The organism is Pseudothauera lacus (assembly GCF_003034845.1).
Lineage (GTDB): Bacteria > Pseudomonadota > Gammaproteobacteria > Burkholderiales > Rhodocyclaceae > Pseudothauera > Pseudothauera lacus.
In genome coordinates this window covers 159,901-181,854 of the sequence record NZ_PZKC01000003.1, presented here as the reverse complement: position 1 = coordinate 181,854, position 21,954 = coordinate 159,901, and the positions used below count along the sequence as shown (strand labels likewise).

The window sequence follows — 21,954 nt, the reverse complement described above, 5'->3', positions numbered from 1 at the left end:
GGCCAAAGCGCGGATTCTACTGCCGTGTTCCTGCGCCAGCCCGCATTTCTCACCCCCTCACCTCGCGAGGGAGTATGGCGTGCCACGGCGAGTGCATCGGCGCCTGCAGCAGGGATGGTGTGACAGATGCGGGCTAGTATAATCCGCGCCATGATCACGACCTTGCTCGGGGGCCTCTCGCCCCGCCAGTTCCTTGAGGAATACTGGCAAAGAAAGCCCCTCCTGGTGCGCCAGGCCCTGCCCGGCTTCAACGGTGTGGTAAGCCGCGACGAAGTCTTCGACCTGGCCTGCGACCCCGACGTGGAATCACGCTGGGTGCGTCACGACAGTGACACCTGGGAGGTCGAACACGGCCCCCAGCGCCGCAGCCGGCTGCGCGGCAAGCGCACACCTTGGACGGTACTGGTGCAGGGGCTCAACCTGTGGGTGCCGGAGGGCGACGCGCTGCTGCACAGCTTCGACTTCATCCCTCAGGCCCGCCTCGACGACCTCATGGTGAGCTATGCCGTCGACGGCGGCGGGGTCGGCCCCCATTTCGACAACTACGACGTCTTCCTGCTGCAGGGCATGGGCAAGCGCCGCTGGCTGATCGGCGACCAGAAGGACCACACGCTGGTCGAGGGCGCGCCGCTGCGCATTCTGAAGGATTTCCGCCCGGTCCACGACTGGGTGCTGGAACCCGGTGACCTCCTCTACCTGCCCCCGCACTGGGCGCATAACGGCATTGCGGTGGGTGAGTGCATGACCTACTCGGTGGGCTTCCGCACCCCCACCGCGCAGGAACTCGGAGTCGAGTTCCTCGGCTGGCTGCAGGAGCGCATCTGCCTCGACAAGGTCTATGCCGATCCGGGCCTGCCGCTGCAGGACAACTCTGCCCGCATCGGCGACGCCATGGTCGATCAGGTGATGGGCATGCTGCAGGACATTCGCTGGGATCGTGGCATGGTCGCGGAGTTTCTCGGCGCCTATCTGACCGAACCGAAGCCCCACGTGTTCTTCGATCCACCGGAGGATGCGCTGTCACCCGCGCGTTTCGCCAAGGCCCTGCGCAGCCGCGCTTTCCGCCTCGACGCGCGCTCGGTACTGCTCTTCCATGACGAGGACTTCTTCCTCAACGGCGAAGCGCTCGAGGCCGCACCAGCACTGTCGGCGGCGCTGGCGGAACTCGGCCACCGCCGCTGCCTGCCCGCCGGAGAATATCCCCCTGCCCTGGTGGAACTCCTCCACGGCTGGTATTGCGACGGCTTCGGCAGCCTCGCCGAGGCGGCCTGAGCGTGGCCGCAGCGCTGCCCTTCGACACCTACGCGGCCTGGCAGGCCGCAGTCGGCGAAGTGATCGCCAGCGCCGAGCACGAAGTGCTGATCTTCGACAGTGACCTGTCTGCCTGCGGACTCGAGACGGCTGCCGGGGTGGCGGCGCTGGGCGCCCTCCTGCAACGCAGCAGCGCTGCGCTCGCGGTACGCGTGCTGCTGGGATCGGCAGATCACCTCGAACGCCACTGCCCGCGCCTGCTGCGCCTGATCGGCCAGTACACCCCGCGCATCCGCGTACGGGTGCTGCCCGAGGACGGCCCGGATGCCGCACAGCACTGCCTCGCGCTCGCCGACGGCCAGCACCTCGCCATCCGTTTCCACCGCGACGGGGCACGTGGCAAGCACGTCAGCGGCGACCCCGTGGGCAGCGCAGCGCTCCTTGCACAATTTGAAACAATGTGGATAAGCGCCGGGGACGGCCCGAACGGCCTGCCACTAGGCATCTGAGCGGGGACGCCGGGATATCGCATTGCAACAAATGGATGGCATGAAACGTAGCTTTCGTGCTGCCCGGGTGTTAACATTTAGGACGTATTGCGCTGCGTGCCATAGAAGTACGCCGGCTTGTCCGACGCGATACCCCTGCTGATTTCACCCGATCGATAAGGACCATCACAATGAAGCAATCTTCCCTGCTCGTCGCCGCCCTGCTGGCCATCGCCGTAAGCGCCTGCGGCAAGACCGAAGCTCCGGCCCCCGCTCCGGCCCCCGCGCCCGCGCCGGTTGAACAGGCCGCTCCGGCACCGGCCACCGAAGCCGCCGTCGAAGCAGCTGCCGAGGAGGCCACCGCAGCCGCCGAGGGTACCGAAGCCGCTGTCGAAGGTGCCGTCGAAGCCGTCGAAGGCGCAGCCGAAGCTGCTGCCGAGGCTGTCACCGAGGCTGCCGAGCAGGCTGGCGATGCTGTCCAGGGCGCCGTCGAAGCTGCCAAGGAAGCCGCACAGCAGTAATTTTGCCCCGCGCAACAAAAAGCCGGCCCGCGGGCCGGCTTTTTGTTTGCCTGTCGCTTGCCTCCCCGTTCGCAGCAAGGAGGCAAGCCGACATCTCAGCGCAGTTGCTCGTGCAGCAGCGCGAGCATGCGGCGGGCGGTCTCCGAGTTGTCCTCGCCACCTTCGCGGCTGAGCACGGTGACTACCGTCGCTTCACCCTGGCCGCGCAAGCGCAGGCGGTACTCGCTGCCTCCGGCGGCCGGCTTGTCGCTGCTGCGCCAGAAGGCCAGACGGGAGAAGAATCCCTCGCTGCGGACGGAGTTGTTGTCCACCTCCGGATCGACGTAGCGCACGTAGTACAGGCCTTCCGAGCGGTCGCGGTCCTCGACGGTGAAACCGATGCGGTCTAGAGCAAGGCCGACGCGCCGCCAGGCACGATCGAACGACTCATCCATCGACAGCACCACACGACCTTCGGCAGCGGTCTGGATGCGCGCACGTTCGGCTGCCGGCGCAGCGGCCAGCTGTGCCGCCGCGCGGGCCTCGTCGGCGCCCAGGCGGACCATCAGGCGACGGAGCATCTCGGCTTCAAGCTCGGGATCGGCGGGGCGCGGCTGCCAGATGGTGCTGTCCTTGGCCTCGTTGGGATAGATTTCCATCATGCCGCGGTGGCTGATGTAGACCTCCACGGTGCCACTGTCCTTACCCGCTTCCAGACGGGTACGGAACTTGTCGCGCTCGGGGGTCGAGAACAGGCCATCGAGCACGCGACCAAGGGTGCGACGGACGAAGTCCTGAGGGATCTTGGCGCGGTCTTCAGCCCAGTCCGTTTCCATGACGCCGATCTCGGGGCGGTCGATACTGAGGATGAAGCCCAGTTCCAGCCAGAAATCCTTGATCTGCGGCCACAGCCGCTCCGGATCGCCCGGCACCACCAGCCAGCGCTGCGTGCCGGCGCGCTCGATGCGCATCTGCTCGACGGCGGGAATCACCTCCACGGCGCTGCCGCGCGGGCCGGCCTCACGGTCGGCCGAATAGGCCGAATAGGTCGCCACACCGCGCGGCGAGACATCGGGCACGGCATAGCGGTCATCGCGGGTGGGCGCGGTGAGGTCGGGGGGAATTTCGAGCGGCGGCAGGCTGCTCGCACTCTTGTAGTCGATCTTCTTGGTTTCGAGTGCGGAGCACCCGGCCAGCGCCAGCGACAGGGCCAGCAGTGAAACAGCGGTACGCGAGGAGCGGTTCATGGAGTTCCTGCAATCCTGGAAACGGTGAGATGCGGATCAGACTTCAACGCCGGCCTGGCGCATGGCCAGCCGTACGCGTTCGTGCATGCCCGGGTCGAGAGGGGTCAGCGGCAGGCGGATGCCGGCGGGGATGAGACCCATCTGCGCCACCGCCCACTTCACGGGAATGGGATTGGCCTCGCAGAACAGGTGGCGGTGCAGACCGACCAGACGGGCATTGAGTTCGCGCACCCGCAGGCCGTCGCCGGCGCGCGCGGCGGCACACAGGTCGTGCATCAGGCGTGGCGCCACGTTGGCGGTGACCGAGATGTTGCCGTGGGCGCCGAGCAGCATGAAGTAGGCCGCGCTCATGTCGTCACCGCTGTAGAGCGCAAAACCCTCGGGGGCGCGGGCAATGAGATCGCTGCCACGGTCGATGTTGCCGGTGGCATCCTTGATGCCGGCGATGTTGGGAATCTGCGCCAGACGCAGCGTCGTGTCGTTGGCCAGGTCGGCCACCGTGCGCCCGGGCACGTTGTAGAGGATCAGCGGCAGTTCGACCGCCTCCGCAATGCTGCGGTAGTGGCGGTAGAGGCCTTCCTGGCCGGGCTTGTTGTAGTAGGGCACCACCGAGAGGTGGGCATCGGCGCCGGCGATCTGCGCGAAACGCGCCAGCTCGATGGCCTCGGCCGTGGAGTTGGCGCCGGTGCCGGCAATCACCGGAATGCGCCCGCCGACGTGTTCGACGGTGACCTTGATGAGCTCGCAGTGCTCATCGACATCGACGGTGGGCGACTCGCCGGTGGTACCGACCACGACGACGCCGTCCGTGCCTTCGGCGACGTGGAAGTCGAGGAGCTTGCGCAGGCTGTCGAAATCGAGACTGCCATCCTCATGCATCGGCGTGACGATGGCGACTAGGGATCCGCTGATCATGGCGTTGGCCGCAACAGTAAAAGCGCCATTCTAACCGATCGCGAGTGAACGGCCAGTGGCAAGGCTGCTGCGTTGCGGCAGCCGTTCACAGGTCGGCCAGGGCCTTGATGTGGGAGACCACCGAGCGCGCCAGCGAGGACAGCGAATAGCCGCCCTCGAGCACCGAGACGATGCGCTTGTGCCCGCATTCAGCGGCCACCGCCTTGATCTGTTCGGTCGCCCACACATAGTCGGCCTCGACCAGTCCGCAGGAACCCATGTCGTCCTCGTAATGGGCATCGAAACCGGCGGAGATGAAGATGGCCTGGGGCTGATGCTTGCGCAGCGCGGGCAGCCACATGTCACTGACGATCTGGCGGAAGGCGTCGCCGCGGGTGCCTGCCGGCACCGGCACGTTGCACATGTGCGCCGGTGGATTGTCGGCCCCGCTGTAGGGGTAGAAGGGGTGCTGGAAGATGCTCACCATCATCACCCGCGGATCGTCACGGAAGATGTCCTCGGTGCCGTTGCCGTGGTGGACGTCGAAGTCCACGATGGCGACACGCTCCAGGCCATGCGCGGCGAGCGCATGGTGGGCGGCAATGGCAATGTTGTTGAGGAAGCAGAAGCCCATGGCCTTCGCGCGCTCGGCATGATGACCGGGCGGGCGCACGGCGCAGAAGGCGTTCTCGACCTCGCCCTTCATCACCAGGTCGGTGGCCAGCACGCCGGCGCCCGCCGAACGCAGCGCCGCCTTCATGGTGTTGGGGCTCATTGCCGTGTCGGGGTCAAGGTGACGGATGCCGTGCTCGGGCACGTTGGCCTTCAGCTCGTCGAGATAGGTCGCCGGGTGCGCACGGGTGATCTGCTCATCGCTGGCACAGGGCGCATCGTAGAAGGAAAGGTAGAGATCAAGCCCGGCGGCGATCAGGCGGTCGTTGATCGCCCCCAGGCGATCAGGGCACTCCGGATGGAAAGTGCCCATGTCGTGAAGCCAGCATTCGCGATGCGTGATGAACGCTGTGGTGGTCATACTCCCTCTCCCCTCTCTGTCCTGAGCGCGAACTTTACCGCGTCGCCTGCCTTCAAACCCGCAGCTTGAAAGGCGGCGCACGGACTGATGGTCTGTTTGCGTCTATTATCACCGCTTCCAGCGGAATTTCACAGCTCCATAATATGCCCCACCAACGCGCCCAGCAGCTGCTCGAAGCGGCCTCCCGGATCATCCTCGGCAAGGAACACGAACTTCGCCTGGCGCTGACCTGCGCCGTAGCCGGCGGCCATCTGCTGATCGAGGATGTCCCCGGCGTCGGCAAGACCACCCTGGCCCACGTCATCGCCCGCCTGATCGGCCTGCACTATCAACGCATCCAGTTCACCAGCGACCTGCTGCCCGCCGACATCCTCGGCGTCTCGGTGTTCGACCGCGACAACAGCGCCTTCCGCTTTCATCCCGGGCCGGTGTTCGCCCAGCTCATCCTCGCCGACGAAATCAACCGCGCCACCCCGAAGACCCAGAGCGCGCTCCTCGAAGCCATGGAGGAGCAGCAGGTCACCGCCGACGGCCAGACCTTCACCCTGCCCGCGCCTTTTTTTGTCATCGCGACGCAGAACCCGACCACCCAGATCGGCACCTTTCCGCTCCCGGAAAGCCAGCTCGACCGCTTCCTGATGCGCATCCGCCTCGGCTACCCCGCCCCGGCCGCGGAGCGTGCCCTGCTGATGGGCGAGGACCGCCGTGAGCTGCTGCAGCGCAGCGCCGCGGTGATCACCCCACAGGACCTCGTCGACCTGCAGCGCGACGCCCGCCAGGTGCAGGTCGCCGAGCGCCTCGCCGATTACGTCCACCGCCTTCTTGCCGCCACCCGCCAGAGCCCCGCCTTCAGCGCCGGCCTGAGCCCGCGCGCGGGCCTTGCACTGCTCGCCGCGGCGCGCGCCTGGGCACTCATCGACGGGCGCGATCACGTCCTCCCGGAAGACGTCCAGGCGGTGTTCGAAGCCGTTGCCGGCCACCGCCTGCATCTGGCCGCAGACGGTCGCAACGCCTCGTCGCAACACCTGCGTACCACCCTCGAGGCGGTCGCCCTGCCCGGATGAGCACCGGCGCAACGCTGCGCCAGCGCCTCGGCGACCGCCTGTGGCGCACCGCGCAGGCCGAAGCAGGCCCCATCCGCCTCGGTCAGCGGCGCATCTACGTACTGCCCAGTGCCGCAGGCTGGGCCTACGGCGGCGCCCTGCTGGTGATGCTGGTGGCGTCGATCAACTACGGCCTCAGCCTTGGTTACGCACTTACCTTCCTGCTTGGCAGCGTGGCGCTGGTGAGCCTCATCCACGCCTTTCGCAACCTCCTCCATCTCGAAATCCGCCCCGGCCACGCCGAGGCCGTGTTCCGCGGCGACAGCGCACAGTTCGCCATCCATGTGCACAATCCCCGCCCCACCCCGCGCTGGGCGCTCAGCATGAAGGCCGGCGGTGGCCAGCCCAGCGTGTTCGACCTTGCCGCCGGGGAAACCGCCACCGTGCTGCTCGACCGCCCCACCACCCGCCGGGGCTGGCTGGCCCTCGGTCGCATCACCCTGGAAACGCGCTACCCGCTGGGGCTGGTAAGGGCATGGACGGTCCTGCGACCGCAGCTCGACTGCCTGGTGCTCCCCCGCCCCGAAGCCTCCCCCCCACCGCTTCCGCCAGCCAGCGCCGGCGACCGCGGCGGCATGCTGCGCCGCAGTGGCGACGACGACTTCGCCGGCCTGCGCGAACATCACTACGCCGACTCTCCCCGACACGTCGCCTGGAAGGTCGCCGCCCGCGGCGGCCCCTTGCTGACCAAGCAGTTTGCCGGCATCCAGGGCGGCGAGTTGTGCCTGGACTGGTCCGGACTCGGCGCCATGGCCGACGACGAGGCCCGCCTCGCCCGCCTCGCCGCCTGGGCACTGGCCGCGCACGGCGAGGGACGCAGCTACGCCCTGCAACTGCCCGGCAGCCATATCGCCTGCGGCACCGGCAGCGCCCACCTGCACGCCGTGCTGCGCGCCCTCGCCCTCCATGGAGGCGGCGATGCGCGCTGAGCTGCAACGTGACACGCGGCACTGGCTGATCGCCACCGCCTGCCTTACCGTCGCCCCCCACACGCTCTGGCTGCCATCGTGGCTGAGCGCACTGTGCGCGATCCTGCTCGGCGCCACGCTGTGGCAAGCCGCGCGTGCACGCCGGGCGCTGCCGCGCATGCTGCTGCTGTTCATCGCACTTGCCGCCGCAGCCGCCATCAAACTGCACTTCGGTCACTTCTTCGGCAAGGATCCCGGCATCGCCCTGCTCGCCGCCCTGCTGTGCCTGAAACTGCTCGAAAGCCGCAGCAGCCGCGATGCGCGTGCGGTGATCCTGCTGGCCTTTTTCCTCCAGCTGGGGCTGTTCCTCAACGACCAGACCCTCGCCATCGCTGCACTCGCCCTGTGCGGCACCCTGGCCGCCACCGTGACCCTGCAGAGCCTGCACCTCGGCGCCCAGCCAGTGCGCGTGCGCCTGCGCAGCGGCGCCATGCTGCTCGCCCAGGCCCTGCCGCTGATGGTGGTGCTGTTCATCTTTTTTCCGCGCATCCCGGGGCCGCTGTGGGGCCTGCCGGCAGATGCCCACAGCGGCCTCAGCGGACTCTCCGACACCATGGCGCCGGGCTCGATCAGCGAACTCATCCTCTCCGAGGCAATCGCCTTCCGGGCCGCTTTCGACGGCCCCCTGCCGCCGCCCGAGGAGCGCTACTGGCGCGGTCCGGTACTGAGCGAGTTCGACGGCCGCAGTTGGCGCGAGGCGCGCTTCTCCACTGCCGCGCAACCGCCCTACGTCGCAGCAGGACCCGCCTACCGCTACCGCCTCACTCTCGAACCGCACAACCGCCACTGGCTGCTCGCCCTCGACTACACCGACCAGGCCCCGCCCGGCTCACGCTACGCCAGCGACTACAAGCTGCTCAGTACCCGTCCACTGCGCGAGCGCATCCGTATCGACCTCCAGGCCCGCCCGCAAACCCGCCCCGGCGCGCAGGAAGATGCGGCCGTGCTCGCCGCCGCCCGTCGCCTGCCCAGCACCGGCAACCCGCGCGCACGGGCGCTGGCAGCCCAGTTCGCCGCGCCCGGTGCCACCCCCGCAGAGATCCTGCAGCGCACCCTCGAGCATTTCCGCGACGCCCGCTACGTGTATACGCTGAACCCGCCGCTGGCAGCCGCGGACAGCGTCGATGACTTCCTCTTCGACAGTCGCGCCGGCTTCTGCGAACACTTCTCCTCGGCCTTCGTGTTCACCCTGCGCGCCGCCGGCCTCGCCGCGCGCGTGGTCACCGGCTACCAGGGTGGCGAGCTCAACCCCGTAGACGGCGTGCTGGTGGTGCGCCAGTCGCATGCCCATGCGTGGGCGGAAGTATGGCTGCCCGGCGAGGGCTGGCGGCGTGTCGACCCCACCGCACTGGCCGCCCCGGCGCGCATCAGTACCGGCCTGGCGGAGGCCCTGCCCGCCGGCACCGTACTGCCGCTGCTGATGCGCGCGGAGTTTTCCTGGCTGCGCCAGATCCGCCAGCGCTGGGAGGCCGCCTCGAACCACTGGAACCAGTGGGTGCTGGGCTACGACCGCGAACGCCAGCACGAACTGCTGCAGCGCTTCGGCATCGGCGATACCGGCTGGCAACGACTGGCGCTGCTGATGAGCGCCGGCATTGCCCTGCTCGTCGTCGCCCTGCTCGCCTGGGCCTACGCCCGCCCGCGCCGCGGCGACGCCCTCGACCGCGCGTGGGCGGCACTGTGCGCCAAGGGTGCGGGCCGCGGGCACCGCCGCCAGGCCTGGGAAGGGCCGCTCGATTACGGCCGCCGCCTCGCCGGCGCCTGCCCCGCGCAGGCGCAGGAAGTGCACGCCATCGCCACCGAGTATGCGCGCCTGCGCTATCGTCCACCCGCCGACGGCGACGCAGTGCGCGCCCTCGCGCAACGCATCCGGAGACTGAAACTGCAATGAGCGCCTTCCCCCGCCGTCTGATCTGCACCCTGCTGCTGTGCCTCCCCTTGGGCGCTGCCGCCTCCTTCGCGCAGCGCGAGGAGGCGCACGACTTCGTCCGCGACATGCGCGCGCATGGCTTCGACGATGCCGAGCTCTACGCCCTGCTCGAACGGGCCCGCCACCTGCCCCGTGCGATCGAGCTGATCCGCCCGCCGGCAACGCCCGGCACGCGCTCCTGGCACAACTACCGCGCGCGCTTCCTCGACCGCAGCCGTGTCGACGGCGGCGTGGCGTTCTGGCAGCAGCATCGCGACAGCCTGGCACGCGCCAGCGCCGAGTACGGTGTTCCGGAAGAGATCATCGTCGCCATCATCGGTGTGGAAACCCTCTACGGCCGCCATACCGGCAACTTCGAGACCTTCTCCGCCCTCGCCACCCTGGCCTTCGACTATCCGCCGCGTGCACCGCTGTTCCGCCGCGAACTGGAGAACCTGCTCCTGCTCGCCCGCGAACAGCAGCGCGACCCGTTCAGCTATTACGGCTCATTTGCCGGCGCGGTGGGCTACCCGCAGTTCCTGCCCAGCAGCGTGCGCAACTTTGCGGTGGATTTCGATGGCAACGGCCGCATCGATTTCGACAGCGACCCCGTCGACGCCATCGGCAGCGTCGCCAACTACCTCTTCCTGCATGGCTGGCTGCCCGGCCAGCCGATCGCCGAACGCGCCCGCCTGCAGCCCGGTGTCGATGCGCGGCCCCTGATCGATGCCGGCATCGACCCCAGCCTGAGCCCTGAAACCCTCGCCACTGCCGGCGTTACCCGTGTCGACGGAGGCGCTGCGGCGGATACCGCCACTCTGGTGGACCTGCCCACTCCGGGCGCGGAAACCGAGTACTGGCTGGGGTACCGCAACTTCTACGTGATCACGCGCTACAACCGCAGCAGCTTCTACGCCATGTCGGTGTTCGAACTCGCCGAGGCGCTGCGCGCGGCACGCCAGCGGCGCTGAGCGCGCGCCGCCCGTCCGCTACAGCAGCACGTCCTTGGAGATGCCGCGCCGGCGCAGGATGCGGCGCAACTGGCCGAGCGCCTCGAGCTGGATCTGGCGGACGCGCTCGCGGGTAAGGTCGAGCTGGCTGGCGAGCTCCTCCAGCGTCATCACCTCGCATTCATCGATACCGTAGCGGTGGTGGATGACCAGACGCTGCTTGTCGTTGAGCATGGCTATCCATTCGCGCACCAGGGCCTCGACCTCGTCGGAATGGATCTGCGCCTCGGGCGTTTCGGCGTGCTCGTCGGCCAGCGATTCGCCGATCGACAATGAAGGGTCGATGTCCAGCGGCGCATCGAGCGAGGCGGTGTGTTCGCTGAGGGCGAGGATCGCGCGCACCTCCTCGACCGGGCGGTCGAGACGGCGGGCGACCTCTTCAAGGGAGAACTCGCCATTGCCGGCCGCCTCCAGGTGGCGCTGGGCACGCAGCACCTGGTTGAGTTCCTTGACCACATGCACCGGCAGGCGGATGGTGCGCGACTGGTTCATGATCGCGCGTTCGATGTTCTGGCGGATCCACCACGTCGCATAGGTGGAGAAGCGGAAACCGCGCTCGGGATCGAACTTGTCGAGCGCGTGCATGAGGCCGAGATTGCCCTCCTCGACCAGATCGAGCAGGGGAATGCCGCGGTTGAGGTAATGCTTGGCGATATTCACCACCAGCCGCAGGTTGCGCTCGATCATGATCTGCCGGGCGTCGAAATCGCCCGCGCGCACCCGCCGCGCCAGCGCCGCCTCTTCCTGCGCGTTGAGCAGGGGGTTGGCGCCGATCTCGTTGAGATAGATCTGGGTGACGTCGCTGAGGAATTCGCTTTCCGGCACGGCGGCAGGTTCAGCGAAGACCTCCACCTCGAGGGGCAGATCCGGTTCCGTATTCTCTGCGTCTTCAGACATCACCGGATCGTGCATAGCCTCCTCGTCAGCGTGCGGGCAGGTATTGCAGCGGATCCAGCGGCCTGCCCTGACGACGGATCTCGAAATGCAGCATCGGCTTGTCGGCGTCGGTACTGCCCAGTTCGGCCACCTGCTGGCCGCCGGCTACCGTGTCGCCCTCCTTGACCAGCAGCTGCTGGTTATGGGCATACACGGTCTGGTAATCCGACTCGTGCCTGATGATGACCAGTTTTCCGAAACCACGCAAGCCGCTGCCGGCATACATCACGGTTCCCGGCGCTGCGGCCAGCACCGGGGTGCCCGGCGTGCCGCCGATGTCGATGCCCTTGTTGGTTAGCTTGCCATCTTCACCCTTGGGCTGGTCGAAGCCGAGCAGGATGGGGCCGCTGGCCACCGGCCACGACCACGCCCCGCTGGCCGCTGCAGCCTCCGGTGTCGTCGCCGGGGCAGACGGCGGCGGCAGCGCCGCCTGCTGCTGGGCCTGTCCGCCCAGCGCTGCCCAGGCCTGATCGCTGTAGGGCTGGCGGCCGCCGCGCGGGGCATCGAAGGTGGGCGGCCCGGCATCAACCGCGGCGGGGGCCAGCGGGCGCAGGTCGGTGGTGTCGGGGATGGCCATCGCCTGTGCCACCGCACCGGCAGGCGGGGCCACCCGCAGTTGCTGGCCGACGACGATCTGGTTGGGATTGGACAAGCCGTTCCACGCCACCAGATCGGCCACACTGGCACCGTACATGCGCGACAGCGCCATCAGCGTATCGCCCTGACGCACCACGTGATAGACCGTGCCGCTGATGGCAGCGGTCGTCGGCACCGCCGGCGGCGGCTGCGTTGCATCCCGCACCGGTGCGGCGGTCTTCGCCGCGCACCCACTGAGCAGCGCCACTGCGGCAGCCATTGCGGCCACCCGCCATACGCTTGCAGACATCCTCATCCCTTTCATTCCGTTCCCGTCAGCAAAGGCACGAAGCGCACCGCCTCGAGCCGGCTCTCCTTGAACAGGTTGCCCTGTCGCTCAATCAGCAGAAGGCGCTGCTCCCCGCCCCCGCCGACCGGAATCATCAAACGCCCGCCGGGGGCGAGCTGCTCCTTCAGTGCCTGCGGCACCGACCCCGCCGCGGCAGCGACGATGATGGTGTCGAAGGGCGCGGCCTCCGGCAAACCCATGGTGCCGTCGGCATGCTTCAGACGCACATTGGGCAGTCGCAAGGGGCGCAGGTTGGCGCGCGCACGGTCAAGCAGGGGGCGGATGCGCTCCACCGCATAGACCTCGGACGCCACCAGCCCGAGCACCGCCGCCTGATAGCCACACCCTGCCCCGACCTCAAGCGTGCGCCCGAGTTCCCGACCGCTGCGCAGCAATTCGATCATCCGCGCCACCACGAAAGGCTGCGAGATGGTCTGCTGGAAACCGATCGGCAACGCAGTATCGTCATAAGCGCTGTAGGCCAGCCCCTCCTCGACGAACTGGTGGCGGGGCACCTGCATCATCGCCGCCAGCACCTTCTCGTCGCGCACCCCCTGGCTGCGCAGGCGCTCCACCATGCGCGCACGAGCGCGCGCAGCGCTGCGCAAGGACTCTGCCTGGCCCGTCATCGATCGCGCAGCCAGTCGGCCACCGTAGCAATCTCACCGGTGTGGGTGAGATCGATCTGCAGCGGCGTCACCGACACCAGGCCATTGGCCACGGCGTGAAAATCCGTCCCCTCGCCGGCATCGGCGGCGGCGCCGGCCGCGCCGACCCAGTACACCGTCTCATTGCGCGGCGTCAGCCCCTTGATCACCGGTTCGGCCTTGTGGCGCTTGCCCAGCCGGGTCACCCGGGTACCGCGCAGATCGCCGTAGGGCAGATCCGGCACATTGACGTTGAGCAGCATCGGGCGCCGCAAGGGGCGGTGCAGGAAGCGCTCGGCAAGGTCACGCGCCACCCGTGCAGCAGCGCTGAAATCCTTCGGTTCCTTGCTCACCAGCGACACCGCGATCGATGGCACCCCCAGCAGGTAGCCCTCGGTGGCGGCTGCGACAGTGCCCGAGTAGATGGTGTCGTCGCCCATGTTGGCGCCATGATTGACCCCCGACACGACCATGTCCGGAAGGTGGTCGAGCATGCCGGTCACCGCCAGGTGGACGCAGTCCGTGGGCGTGCCATTGACATAGTGAAAGCCATTCCCCGCACGCCGCAGCGACAGCGGCCGGTCGAGGGTAAGCGAGTTGCTGGCACCGCTGCGATCTCGCTCGGGCGCCACCACCGTGACCTCGCCAACGGCCGCCAGGGCCTCTGCCAGCGCAGCAATGCCAGGGGCAAAGTAGCCGTCGTCGTTACTGACCAGAATACGCATCATGAATCCGTTCGGAAAACCACCCGCGCAAGCGGCAGAGGGCCCGGGCATGTTAGCACAACAGCACCCCGCCCCATGCCGCCGGAGGCGCTTCCGGGCAGGCCCCGGTCAATGCCGGCGGAGTGCGCGCCGTGAATCGGCGACGAGGTCGCAGCGCACACGCGCGCGCAGCACATCCGGCGCCTCCACGGACTGCACGACACCCCGCCGATACTCCTCGAAGGTGGCCACCACGGACGCGCACTCACGAGCCGATGGCTGAACCCCGGGCGGATTGCGGCACAGCCACAGGGTCTGGCCGTCTACCCGGGCATGTGCCGTGCTGCGGTAGCGCCCGCGCCGCTCACCACCTTCCTCGATGATGAAGGACTGGGCATGACCATCGACCAGATCGAGGGCGACATCCATGGCTGGCCGCCACCGGCGCTGCAGACGCGCCTGCACCTCGCGCAGCACGCACTGGATGCGCTCGCCGGGCGCCGCCTCCGCACGCCGGGCGGCAAGTTCCGCGGCCTGCTGTGCCGCGCTCGCCTCCCGCGCCTGCGCCTCGGCAGCGCGCCGCTGTGCCAGCGCGCGGTCGAGTTCCGCCTGCTGCAGACGCGCCGCCAGACGCTGCTCGGCATCCATTGCCACCCACTCGCGCTCCGGAATGCCCAGCGGATAGGTGGTGCACGCCGCCAGCAGAAGGGCGCTGGCGGCAGACAGCAGAAGTCGGATCATCCTCGCTCCCTTTCAGCGGAAGAAAAAGAAAAAGGCCGAACCACGCGGCTCGGCCTTTTTCCTGGATTACTTTGGTCGGGGCGGCGGGATTCGAACTCGCGACCCCTTGCACCCCATGCAAGTGCGCTACCAGGCTGCGCTACGCCCCGACACAGACAAAAATTATAGCATCTAATCCAAAACTTTCCAGCACAACTTGCAGCAGGTCCTGCTTCAGCGCTTCAGCACCTCAAGCACCGCCTGCAGCTCCTCACGAACGTCGTCAAGCACGGTGCGCAGGCGGTCACTTTCCTCAACGACCTCCTGCTCGTGGATGGCGCTTTCTCCGAGGCGGTTGCGCGCCCCCGAGATGGTGAAGCCTTCGTCGTAGAGCAGCTGCCTGATGCGGCGCACCAGCAGGACTTCATGGTGCTGGTAGTAGCGCCGGTTACCGCGCCGCTTGACCGGCTTGAGCTGGGTGAACTCCTGCTCCCAGTAACGCAGCACATGCGGTTTCACCGCGCACAGTTCACTGACCTCACCGATGGTGAAGTAGCGCTTTGCCGGGATCGGCGGCAAGGGCTGGTCGTCGTCACTGGGGCTGCTTGCTTGCATCGCTGAGTTGCTCCACCGCGGCCTTGAGCTTCTGGCTGGCATGGAAGGTCACCACCCGCCGCGCGGTGATGGGGATTTCCTCGCCGGTCTTCGGGTTGCGTCCGGGGCGCTGCGGCTTGTCGCGCAGCTGGAAGTTGCCGAAGCCCGAAAGCTTAACGCAATCTCCCCGTTCAAGTGCAACACGAATCTCTTCGAAGAAGCCCTCCACCATATCCTTGGCTTCGCGCTTGTTGAGACCGACGCGCTCGAAGAGCAGGTCGGCCAGTTCCGCCTTGGTCAAGGTCACCTTGTTCTCCCTAGCCGCGCAAGCGCGCACCGAGTGTGGTTTCTGCGTTGCGCACCAGCGCATCCACAGCCCTGTCCACCTCGGCATCTTCAAGTGTGCGCTGAGTATCTTGCATCAAAACCCTGAAAGCAAGGCTCTTTTTCTCCGCCTCGATGCCCTTGCCATGGTAGACGTCGAACAGCGCAATGCTGCGCACGATGGCCGGCGCCGCGGCCTGCAGAACCTCGCTGACGCGCGCCGCGCTGACCTCCTGGCCAACCACCAGGGCGAGATCACGCACCACCGCAGGCAGTCGCGAAATCTCCCGGTAGACGGGCAGCGTGGAACTCAGCGCGGCCTCCAGATCGACCTCGAACACCACCGGCGCGGGCCCCAGGTCGTAGCGCTGCACCCACACCGGGTGCAGTTCGCCGAGGATGCCGATGCGGCGCCCCTGGAACAGCACGGTAGCCGCCCGTCCGGGATGCAGGGCGGGATGGGAAAGGGTTTCGAAGCTCAGTTGCGCGGGCGCGAACAAGGCTTCCAGATCGCCCTTGACGTCGTAGAAGTCGACGTTGCGCGCCGGCACCCCCCACTGCTCGCCATGCACAGGCCCTGCAGCAAGCGCAGCCAGGCGCAGCGGCTGGTGGAAACCGGTCACCGGCTCACCGTCGGCCTTGCGCTCGAAGCAGCGCCCGATCTCGAACACGCGTACGCGTTCCTGCTGACGATTGCGGTTGGTGACGACATTGGCAGCCAACCCGGGGATCAGCGAAGAGCGCATCACGCTCATCTGGCTGGCGATCGGGTTGGCCAGCCGAATGGCGTCGGGGTTGGCGCAGAAGTCACGCTCCCAGGCCTCATCGACGAAGGCGTAGTTGACCACTTCCTGATAATCGCGCGCCGCCACGAGGTGGCGTACATCCCACGCACTGCGCCCGCTTTCGCTGGCATCGAGCATCTGCAGGGCGCCCTGCGGCGGCACTGCGGGAATGTTGTCATAACCGTACAGACGGGCGATCTCCTCGACCAGATCCTCTTCGATCTCGATGTCGAAACGCGCCGAAGGCGGGGTCACGCGCAGTTCGTCGCCCTCGCGACGCACCACCAGATGGATGCGGGAGAGCAGCGCGGCGATGGCCTCGTCGTCGATGTCGATGCCCAGCAGGCGGCGAACGCGGGCGGGACGCAGGCGCACCTCCGCACGGACCGGCAGATGCTGGGGGGAGACCGCCTCCTCGACAGCGCCGGCCTGACCGCCACAGACCTGCAGGATCAGCGCCGTGGCGCGCTCGATGGCGAGGCGGGCGAGAGCGAAATCGACGCCGCGCTCGAAGCGGTGCGAGGCGTCGGAGGAGAATCCGTAGCTGCGTGCCCGTCCGGCGATCGCCGCGGGAGCAAAGAAGGCGCTCTCCAGGAAAACCTCGGCGGTATCCAGGGTGATGCCACTATCCTCACCCCCCATGATGCCGGCGAGCGCCAGCGCACGGGACTCGTCGGCAATCAGCAGGGTGTCGGCCGCGGGAGTTACGGTCTGCTCGTTGAGCAGCAGCACGGTTTCGCCGGCACGCGGATAACGCACATGGATGGCGCCGCTGAGACGGGCGTTGTCGAAGGCGTGCAGAGGCTGGCCGAGTTCGAGCATCACATAGTTGGTGATGTCCACCAGCGCACTGATGGCACGCACGCCACTGTGCTGCAGGCGCTGCTTCATCCATTCGGGCGTGGGAGCGCGCGCGTCGACACCGCTGATCACCCGCCCGCAGTAGCGCGGGCAGGCCTGCGGGGCATCGAGGACGATGGCGCGGCGCGCCGGGATCGTCGCCGCCACCGGCTCGATCGCCGGCAGGGCGAGGGCCTCGCCGGTGAGTGCGGCGACCTCGCGGGCGATGCCGGCCAGACTCAGGCAGTCCGCGCGATTGGGGGTGAGCTTGATGGTGTAGCGGATGTCATCGAGCGCCAGCGCGCTGCGGATGTCCTGCCCGACGACGAAATCCGCCGGCAGTTCGAGCAGCCCGCCGTGATCTTCGGAGAGCCCCAGTTCGCGCGCCGAACACAGCATGCCGAAGGATTCGACACCGCGCAGTTTGGCCGCCTTGATGGTGAACTCGCCCGGCAGCACGGCCCCCACCACAGCGCAGGGCACCAGCATGCCGGCAGCGGCATTGGGGGCGCCGCAGACGATCTGCAGCAACTCGCCCTGCCCTGCATCGACCTTGCAGACCTTGAGCTTGTCGGCGTTGGGGTGCTTCTCCGTATCGACGATGCGCGCCACCACCACCGCGGTGAACGGCGGCGCGACCGCATCGGCCTCTTCGACCTCCAGACCGGCCATGGTCAGCAGGTGACCGAGGGCTTCGCTGTCGATCGGCGGATTGACGAGGCTCCGCAGCCAGTTTTCCGAGAATTGCATGATTCGATTACCTGAATTGGCTCAAGAAGCGCAGATCGCCATCGAAGAACAGGCGCAGGTCATTGACTCCGTAGCGCAGCATGGTGAGGCGGTCGGGCCCCATGCCGAAGGCGAAGCCGGTATAGCGCTCGGGATCGATGCCGCCAAAGCGCAGCACGTTGGGATGCACCATGCCGCAGCCGGCGATCTCCAGCCAGCGCCCCTTCAACGCACCGCTCATGAAGGCGACGTCGATCTCCGCACTCGGCTCGGTGAACGGGAAGAAGGACGGACGGAAACGCACCTGCAGGTCGTCGGTCTCGAAGAACTTGCGCAGAAAGTCGGCAATGACACCCTTGAGATCGGCAAAGCTGACGTTCTCGCCAACCCACAGGCCTTCGACCTGGTGGAACATCGGCGAGTGGGTGGCATCCGAATCGACGCGATACACCCGCCCCGGGCAGATCACGCGGATTTCCGGCATCGTCTCCAGCTCGGCGTGGCGCGCGACATGGGCGAGCATGCTGCGGATCTGCACCGGGCTGGTGTGGGTGCGCAGCAGCACGTCGTCGTGCCCTTCGAGATAGAAGGTGTCGTGCATCGAACGCGCCGGATGGTTCTCCGGGGTGTTGAGCGCGGTGAAGTTGTGCCAGTCGGTCTCGATTTCGGGGCCATCGGCGACGACGAAGCCGATCGAACGGAAGAGCTTCTCGATGCGCTCCAGGGTGCGGCTGGTGGGATGCAGCCCCCCACCGGCATTGCCACGGCCGGGCAAGGTCACGTCAAGGGCCTCTGCGGCCAGCTGCGCCAGCAGGGCGGCTTCGCGCAGGGCCACGCGGCGCGCTTCGAGCGCACCCTCGATGGCTTCCTTGGCGCGGTTGATCTCCGCCCCGGCGCTCTTGCGCGCCTCGGGATCGAGCTTGCCGAGCCCCTTCAGGCGCTCGGTAAGCGATCCGCTCTTGCCCAGATAACGCGCCTTGGCCTGTTCGAGCTGGGCGCTGTCGGCCGCGGCGGCAAAATCGGCGGCGGCTTGGTGAACCAGTTGATCCAGGGTGTCCATGTGAAGCCGTGAAGGAATTCAGAAAAAAAAAGGAGGCCAGGCCTCCTTTTTCGGTGCTGCGTCAGATCACGCAGCGAGTTTGGCCCGGGCTTGTTCGGCAAGGGCGGCAAAAGCCGGCTTGTCGAACACGGCCAGGTCGGCCAGCACCTTGCGATCCACTTCCACCGCAGCCTTCTTCAGGCCGTTCATGAAGGTGGAGTAGGTCAGGCCCAGCTCACGCGCAGCGGCGTTGATACGGGCGATCCACAGGGCACGGAACTGGCGCTTGCGCTGACGGCGGTCACGATAGGCATACTGACCAGCCTTCATCACCGCCTGCTTGGCGATGCGGTATACATTCTTGCGACGGCCGCGGTAACCCTTGGCCTGATCGAGGACTTTCTTGTGGCGGGCGCGGGCGGTTACACCACGTTTAACTCTGGGCATGGCGGTCTCCTATCAAGCGTAAGGCAGCATGGCGCGGATCAGCTTCTCGTCGGCAGCATGGACTTCCGTCATGCCGCGCAGCTGGCGCTTGCTCTTGGTGGTCTTCTTGGTAAGGATGTGGCGCTTGAACGCCTGGGACCGCTTGATCCCACCGCTGGAGCGGACCTTGAAGCGCTTCGCGGCGCCGCTCTTGGTCTTCATCTTGGGCATTGCTGACTCCTGTTTATGAATGCCGTCAGGTAGCGCCGTCACCGGTCGCTTTGCAAACCTGACACCACTTGTCGTGCAGCGGGCTCACGCCCGCCGCGCTGCCCCTTGCGGGGCCCTTCAGGGCAAAAGCCCGGTCAACGTTTCTTGACCGGCGCGATCACCATGATCATCTGACGCCCTTCCATCTTGGGCATCTGCTCGACCTGGCCATGCTCCTCCAGATCGGCCTTGACTCTTTCCAGCTGACGCAGACCGAACTCCTGGTGCGCCATTTCCCGGCCACGGAAGCGCAGGGTGACCTTGCACTTGTCGCCTTCCTCGAGGAACCGCTTCAGATTGCGCAGCTTGATCTGGTAGTCGTTCTCGTCGGTACCGGGGCGCAGCTTGACCTCCTTGATCTGCACCTGCTTCTGCTTCAGGCGCGCCTCGTGGGCCTTCTTCTGCTCCTGGTACTTGAACTTGCCGAAATCCATGATCTTGCACACCGGCGGCTTGGCCATCGGCGCGATTTCGACCAGATCCAGTCCAGCCTCTTCGGCTGCAGCCAGGGCTGCATTCAGGGACACGATGCCGAGCTGCTCGCCCTCTTCACCGACCAGCCGGACCTCAAGCGCGTTGATCTCACCATTGACGCGCTGCTTCTTCTCTTGAGCGATGGTTCCTCTCCAGACGTTACAAAAAAATCAGACCGGCGCGGCTTTCGCTTCAACTTCGCGACGCCAGCGTCCGATCAGCGATTCGAGGGTCATCTGGCCAAGATCCTGGCCACCCCGTGCGCGCACCGCAACCATGCCTTCGGCCTTTTCCTTTTCGCCGACGACCAGCAGATAAGGCAGCTTGTGCACGCTATGTTCGCGGATTTTATAGTTAATCTTCTCGTTGCGCAAATCGGCATCGACGCGGAAACCCGCCTGGCGCAACTGCCCGACGACTTCCTTCACGTAACCGGCCTGGCCGTCCGAGATATTCATCACCACCGCATGCTGCGGCGCCAGCCACAGCGGCAGCGCGCCGGCGTAGTGCTCGATGAGGATGCCGGTGAAGCGCTCCAGCGAACCGAACAGCGCGCGGTGCAGCATGACCGGGCGGCGGCGCGAGTTGTCCTCGGCCACGTAATTGATGTCGAAACGCTCCGGCAGGTTCATGTCCACCTGCAGGGTACCGCACTGCCAGTCGCGGCCGATGGTGTCGCGCAGCACGAACTCGAGTTTGGGACCGTAGAACGCCCCTTCGCCCGGGAACAGCTCGTAGGCCATGCCCATGTGGTCGAGTGCGGCGGCCAGCGCGCCTTCCAGCTTGTCCCAGGTCTCGTCCGTGCCGATGCGGTTGTCCGGCCGGGTGGACAGCTTGATGCGCACGTTGTCGAAGCCGAAGTCCTTGTAGATGTCGAGGATCAGCGCGACGACGTCCTTGCACTCCTGCTCCATCTGCTCTTCGGTACAGAAGATGTGTGCGTCATCCTGGGTGAAGTGGCGCACGCGCAGCAGGCCGTGCAGCGCGCCGGAGGGTTCGTAGCGGTGGACCTTGCCGAACTCGGCCATGCGCAGCGGCAGGTCGCGGTAGCTCTTCAGCCCCTGGGCGAACATCGACACCGCACCCGGACAGTTCATCGGCTTGAGCGCGAACACGCGCTCGTCCTCGGTCTGCGTGGTGAACATGTTCTGGCGGTAGTTCTGCCAGTGCCCGGAGGTTTCCCACAGGCCGCGATCCATGACGTCGGGCGTATTCACCTCGACGTAACCGGCGGCCTCCTGCTGGTCGCGCATGTAGTTGATCAGGCTCTGGAACAGGCGCCAGCCCTTGGGATGCCAGAACACCGAGCCCGGCGCCTCGTCCTGGAAATGGAAGAAGTCGAGTTGTTGACCGAGCTTGCGGTGGTCGCGCTTCTCGGCCTCCTCGAGCATGTGCAGGTAGCCGTCGAGCTCGTCCTTCTTCGCCCAGGCGGTGCCGTAGATGCGCTGCAGCATCTCGTTCTTCGAGTCGCCGCGCCAGTAGGCACCGGCCACCTTCATCAGCTTGAAGACCTTGAGCTTGGCCGTGCTCGGCACGTGCGGGCCGCGGCACAGGTCGATGAAGTCGCCCTGGCGGTACAGCGACACATCCTCATCGGAGGGGATCGAGGCGATGATCTCGGCCTTGTAGTGCTCGCCCTGCTCCTTGAAGAAGGCCACCGCCCGGTCGCGCGCCCACACCTCGCGCGCCACCGGGATGTCGCGCCTGGCGAGTTCCGCCATGCGCTGCTCGATCTTCTCCAGGTCTTCCGGGGTGAACGGACGCTTGTAGGCGAAGTCGTAGTAGAAGCCGTTCTCGATGACCGGACCGATGGTGACCTGGGCGTCCGGGAAGAGCTCCTTCACCGCATGAGCCAACAGGTGCGCCGTCGAATGGCGGATGACATCGATCCCTTCCGGAGCCTTGTCGGTGATGATCGCCAGCTCCGCGTCGCTGTCGATGCGATGCGACAGGTCGACCAGGCGGCCGCCCACCCGGCCGGCCAGCGCGGCCTTTGCCAGGCCTGCGCCGATGGAGGCGGCAACCTCGCCCACCGTGACGGGCTGTTCGAAACTGCGGACGGAACCGTCCGGGAGCGTGATGTTCGGCATCGTACAGACCTCAGGCTGACCCCGGCTCAAGCGGGGATGTACAGACGA

23 protein-coding genes and 1 tRNA gene are annotated in these 21,954 nt (G+C 67.0%); 7 read left to right on the top strand and 17 right to left on the bottom strand.

Annotated features, from left to right (window positions below; translation table 11 throughout):
* Window positions 1-150: 150 nt before the first annotated feature.
* The 3 genes from C8261_RS04755 to C8261_RS04745 all read left to right on the top strand — a co-directional run bounded on the left by C8261_RS04755 (window position 151) and on the right by C8261_RS04745 (window position 2,260).
* Complete coding sequence (locus tag C8261_RS04755; protein WP_107492522.1) at window positions 151-1,272, top strand: cupin domain-containing protein; 1,122 nt, start codon at window positions 151-153, stop codon at window positions 1,270-1,272.
* Between the two features lie 2 nt (window positions 1,273-1,274).
* Window positions 1,275-1,760 (top strand): DUF7931 domain-containing protein, encoded by a 486-nt coding sequence (locus C8261_RS04750; protein ID WP_107492521.1) that lies wholly within the window; start codon window positions 1,275-1,277, stop codon window positions 1,758-1,760.
* Between the two features lie 170 nt (window positions 1,761-1,930).
* A complete protein-coding gene (locus C8261_RS04745; RefSeq protein ID WP_107492520.1) occupies window positions 1,931-2,260 on the top strand; it encodes a hypothetical protein in 330 nt (109 codons plus the stop codon).
* Between the two features lie 95 nt (window positions 2,261-2,355).
* On the opposite strand, the gene bamC is transcribed toward C8261_RS04745, so the two are convergent.
* The 3 genes from bamC to C8261_RS04730 all read right to left on the bottom strand — a co-directional run bounded on the left by bamC (window position 2,356) and on the right by C8261_RS04730 (window position 5,413).
* Window positions 2,356-3,486 carry an outer membrane protein assembly factor BamC gene (gene bamC / locus C8261_RS04740; protein WP_107492519.1) on the bottom strand — a complete coding sequence of 377 codons (1,131 nt, stop codon included), beginning with the start codon at window positions 3,484-3,486 and terminating at the stop codon, window positions 2,356-2,358.
* A 36-nt stretch (window positions 3,487-3,522) separates the two neighbouring features.
* Window positions 3,523-4,401: a 4-hydroxy-tetrahydrodipicolinate synthase gene (dapA, locus tag C8261_RS04735; RefSeq protein WP_107492518.1), complete on the bottom strand. Its 879-nt coding sequence runs from the start codon at window positions 4,399-4,401 to the stop codon at window positions 3,523-3,525.
* A gap of 85 nt (window positions 4,402-4,486) precedes the next feature.
* Window positions 4,487-5,413 (bottom strand): histone deacetylase family protein, encoded by a 927-nt coding sequence (locus C8261_RS04730; protein WP_107492517.1) that lies wholly within the window; start codon window positions 5,411-5,413, stop codon window positions 4,487-4,489.
* A 143-nt stretch (window positions 5,414-5,556) separates the two neighbouring features.
* On the opposite strand from C8261_RS04730, the gene C8261_RS04725 reads away from it, so the two are divergent.
* The 4 genes from C8261_RS04725 to mltB are packed head-to-tail and all read left to right on the top strand — an operon-like array spanning window position 5,557 to window position 10,364.
* Complete coding sequence (locus C8261_RS04725) at window positions 5,557-6,477, top strand: AAA family ATPase (RefSeq protein WP_107492516.1); 921 nt, start codon at window positions 5,557-5,559, stop codon at window positions 6,475-6,477.
* Window positions 6,474-7,445, top strand: a complete 972-nt coding sequence (locus C8261_RS04720; protein WP_107492515.1) for a DUF58 domain-containing protein — start codon at window positions 6,474-6,476, stop codon at window positions 7,443-7,445. Before C8261_RS04725 ends, C8261_RS04720 begins: the two co-directional genes overlap by 4 nt.
* Complete coding sequence (locus C8261_RS04715) at window positions 7,435-9,375, top strand: transglutaminase TgpA family protein (protein ID WP_107492514.1); 1,941 nt, start codon at window positions 7,435-7,437, stop codon at window positions 9,373-9,375. Before C8261_RS04720 ends, C8261_RS04715 begins: the two co-directional genes overlap by 11 nt.
* Window positions 9,372-10,364, top strand: a complete 993-nt coding sequence (mltB, locus tag C8261_RS04710; protein WP_107492513.1) for a lytic murein transglycosylase B — start codon at window positions 9,372-9,374, stop codon at window positions 10,362-10,364. Before C8261_RS04715 ends, mltB begins: the two co-directional genes overlap by 4 nt.
* An 18-nt stretch (window positions 10,365-10,382) precedes the next feature.
* On the opposite strand, the gene rpoS is transcribed toward mltB, so the two are convergent.
* The 14 genes from rpoS to thrS all read right to left on the bottom strand — a co-directional run bounded on the left by rpoS (window position 10,383) and on the right by thrS (window position 21,906).
* Window positions 10,383-11,315 carry an RNA polymerase sigma factor RpoS gene (gene rpoS, locus C8261_RS04705; protein WP_107492512.1) on the bottom strand — a complete coding sequence of 311 codons (933 nt, stop codon included), beginning with the start codon at window positions 11,313-11,315 and terminating at the stop codon, window positions 10,383-10,385.
* Window positions 11,316-11,325: 10 nt separating this feature from the next.
* Window positions 11,326-12,225, bottom strand: coding sequence for a M23 family metallopeptidase (locus tag C8261_RS04700; protein WP_235864838.1), 900 nt, complete (start codon window positions 12,223-12,225; stop codon window positions 11,326-11,328).
* Between the two features lie 11 nt (window positions 12,226-12,236).
* On the bottom strand, window positions 12,237-12,893 hold the full coding sequence (locus tag C8261_RS04695) for a protein-L-isoaspartate(D-aspartate) O-methyltransferase (RefSeq protein WP_107492510.1): 657 nt from the start codon (window positions 12,891-12,893) through the stop codon (window positions 12,237-12,239).
* The gene (gene surE / locus C8261_RS04690; protein ID WP_107492671.1) at window positions 12,890-13,636 is read right to left on the bottom strand and encodes a 5'/3'-nucleotidase SurE; all 747 of its coding nucleotides are present in this window, start codon (window positions 13,634-13,636) and stop codon (window positions 12,890-12,892) included. The genes C8261_RS04695 and surE overlap by 4 nt, the downstream gene beginning before the upstream one ends.
* 108 nt (window positions 13,637-13,744) lie before the next feature.
* Window positions 13,745-14,356, bottom strand: a complete 612-nt coding sequence (locus tag C8261_RS04685) for a hypothetical protein (RefSeq protein WP_107492509.1) — start codon at window positions 14,354-14,356, stop codon at window positions 13,745-13,747.
* 72 nt (window positions 14,357-14,428) lie between these two features.
* A tRNA-Pro gene (locus C8261_RS04680) sits at window positions 14,429-14,505 on the bottom strand.
* A 64-nt stretch (window positions 14,506-14,569) separates the two neighbouring features.
* Window positions 14,570-14,950 (bottom strand): MerR family transcriptional regulator, encoded by a 381-nt coding sequence (locus tag C8261_RS04675; protein WP_107492508.1) that lies wholly within the window; start codon window positions 14,948-14,950, stop codon window positions 14,570-14,572.
* Window positions 14,928-15,236, bottom strand: a complete 309-nt coding sequence (locus tag C8261_RS04670; RefSeq protein ID WP_107492507.1) for an integration host factor subunit alpha — start codon at window positions 15,234-15,236, stop codon at window positions 14,928-14,930. Before C8261_RS04670 ends, C8261_RS04675 begins: the two co-directional genes overlap by 23 nt.
* A 10-nt stretch (window positions 15,237-15,246) precedes the next feature.
* A complete protein-coding gene (pheT, locus tag C8261_RS04665) occupies window positions 15,247-17,628 on the bottom strand; it encodes a phenylalanine--tRNA ligase subunit beta (RefSeq protein ID WP_107492506.1) in 2,382 nt (793 codons plus the stop codon).
* A gap of 7 nt (window positions 17,629-17,635) precedes the next feature.
* Window positions 17,636-18,667 carry a phenylalanine--tRNA ligase subunit alpha gene (gene pheS / locus C8261_RS04660; RefSeq protein WP_107492505.1) on the bottom strand — a complete coding sequence of 344 codons (1,032 nt, stop codon included), beginning with the start codon at window positions 18,665-18,667 and terminating at the stop codon, window positions 17,636-17,638.
* A gap of 66 nt (window positions 18,668-18,733) precedes the next feature.
* Entirely contained in the window at window positions 18,734-19,093 is a 360-nt protein-coding gene (gene rplT, locus C8261_RS04655) for a 50S ribosomal protein L20 (RefSeq protein WP_011764816.1), read from the bottom strand.
* Between the two features lie 12 nt (window positions 19,094-19,105).
* A complete protein-coding gene (rpmI, locus tag C8261_RS04650) occupies window positions 19,106-19,303 on the bottom strand; it encodes a 50S ribosomal protein L35 (protein WP_076602261.1) in 198 nt (65 codons plus the stop codon).
* Window positions 19,304-19,437: 134 nt separating this feature from the next.
* The gene (gene infC, locus C8261_RS04645; protein ID WP_107492504.1) at window positions 19,438-19,959 is read right to left on the bottom strand and encodes a translation initiation factor IF-3; all 522 of its coding nucleotides are present in this window, start codon (window positions 19,957-19,959) and stop codon (window positions 19,438-19,440) included.
* 27 nt (window positions 19,960-19,986) lie between these two features.
* Complete coding sequence (gene thrS / locus C8261_RS04640; RefSeq protein WP_107492503.1) at window positions 19,987-21,906, bottom strand: threonine--tRNA ligase; 1,920 nt, start codon at window positions 21,904-21,906, stop codon at window positions 19,987-19,989.
* Window positions 21,907-21,954 lie beyond the last annotated feature (48 nt).

Coding starts and splice junctions, on each gene's coding strand:
- C8261_RS04755 (WP_107492522.1), top strand. CDS start 151: ATGATCACGACCTTGCTCGGGGGCCTCTCGCCCCGCCAGTTCCTTGAG.
- C8261_RS04745 (WP_107492520.1), top strand. CDS start 1,931: ATGAAGCAATCTTCCCTGCTCGTCGCCGCCCTGCTGGCCATCGCCGTA.
- bamC (WP_107492519.1), bottom strand. CDS start 3,486: ATGAACCGCTCCTCGCGTACCGCTGTTTCACTGCTGGCCCTGTCGCTG.
- dapA (WP_107492518.1), bottom strand. CDS start 4,401: ATGATCAGCGGATCCCTAGTCGCCATCGTCACGCCGATGCATGAGGAT.
- C8261_RS04730 (WP_107492517.1), bottom strand. CDS start 5,413: ATGACCACCACAGCGTTCATCACGCATCGCGAATGCTGGCTTCACGAC.
- C8261_RS04725 (WP_107492516.1), top strand. CDS start 5,557: ATGCCCCACCAACGCGCCCAGCAGCTGCTCGAAGCGGCCTCCCGGATC.
- C8261_RS04720 (WP_107492515.1), top strand. CDS start 6,474: ATGAGCACCGGCGCAACGCTGCGCCAGCGCCTCGGCGACCGCCTGTGG.
- C8261_RS04715 (WP_107492514.1), top strand. CDS start 7,435: ATGCGCGCTGAGCTGCAACGTGACACGCGGCACTGGCTGATCGCCACC.
- mltB (WP_107492513.1), top strand. CDS start 9,372: ATGAGCGCCTTCCCCCGCCGTCTGATCTGCACCCTGCTGCTGTGCCTC.
- rpoS (WP_107492512.1), bottom strand. CDS start 11,315: ATGCACGATCCGGTGATGTCTGAAGACGCAGAGAATACGGAACCGGAT.
- C8261_RS04700 (WP_235864838.1), bottom strand. CDS start 12,225: ATGTCTGCAAGCGTATGGCGGGTGGCCGCAATGGCTGCCGCAGTGGCG.
- C8261_RS04695 (WP_107492510.1), bottom strand. CDS start 12,893: ATGACGGGCCAGGCAGAGTCCTTGCGCAGCGCTGCGCGCGCTCGTGCG.
- surE (WP_107492671.1), bottom strand. CDS start 13,636: ATGCGTATTCTGGTCAGTAACGACGACGGCTACTTTGCCCCTGGCATT.
- C8261_RS04685 (WP_107492509.1), bottom strand. CDS start 14,356: ATGATCCGACTTCTGCTGTCTGCCGCCAGCGCCCTTCTGCTGGCGGCG.
- C8261_RS04675 (WP_107492508.1), bottom strand. CDS start 14,950: ATGCAAGCAAGCAGCCCCAGTGACGACGACCAGCCCTTGCCGCCGATC.
- pheT (WP_107492506.1), bottom strand. CDS start 17,628: ATGCAATTCTCGGAAAACTGGCTGCGGAGCCTCGTCAATCCGCCGATC.
- pheS (WP_107492505.1), bottom strand. CDS start 18,667: ATGGACACCCTGGATCAACTGGTTCACCAAGCCGCCGCCGATTTTGCC.
- rplT (WP_011764816.1), bottom strand. CDS start 19,093: ATGCCCAGAGTTAAACGTGGTGTAACCGCCCGCGCCCGCCACAAGAAA.
- rpmI (WP_076602261.1), bottom strand. CDS start 19,303: ATGCCCAAGATGAAGACCAAGAGCGGCGCCGCGAAGCGCTTCAAGGTC.
- thrS (WP_107492503.1), bottom strand. CDS start 21,906: ATGCCGAACATCACGCTCCCGGACGGTTCCGTCCGCAGTTTCGAACAG.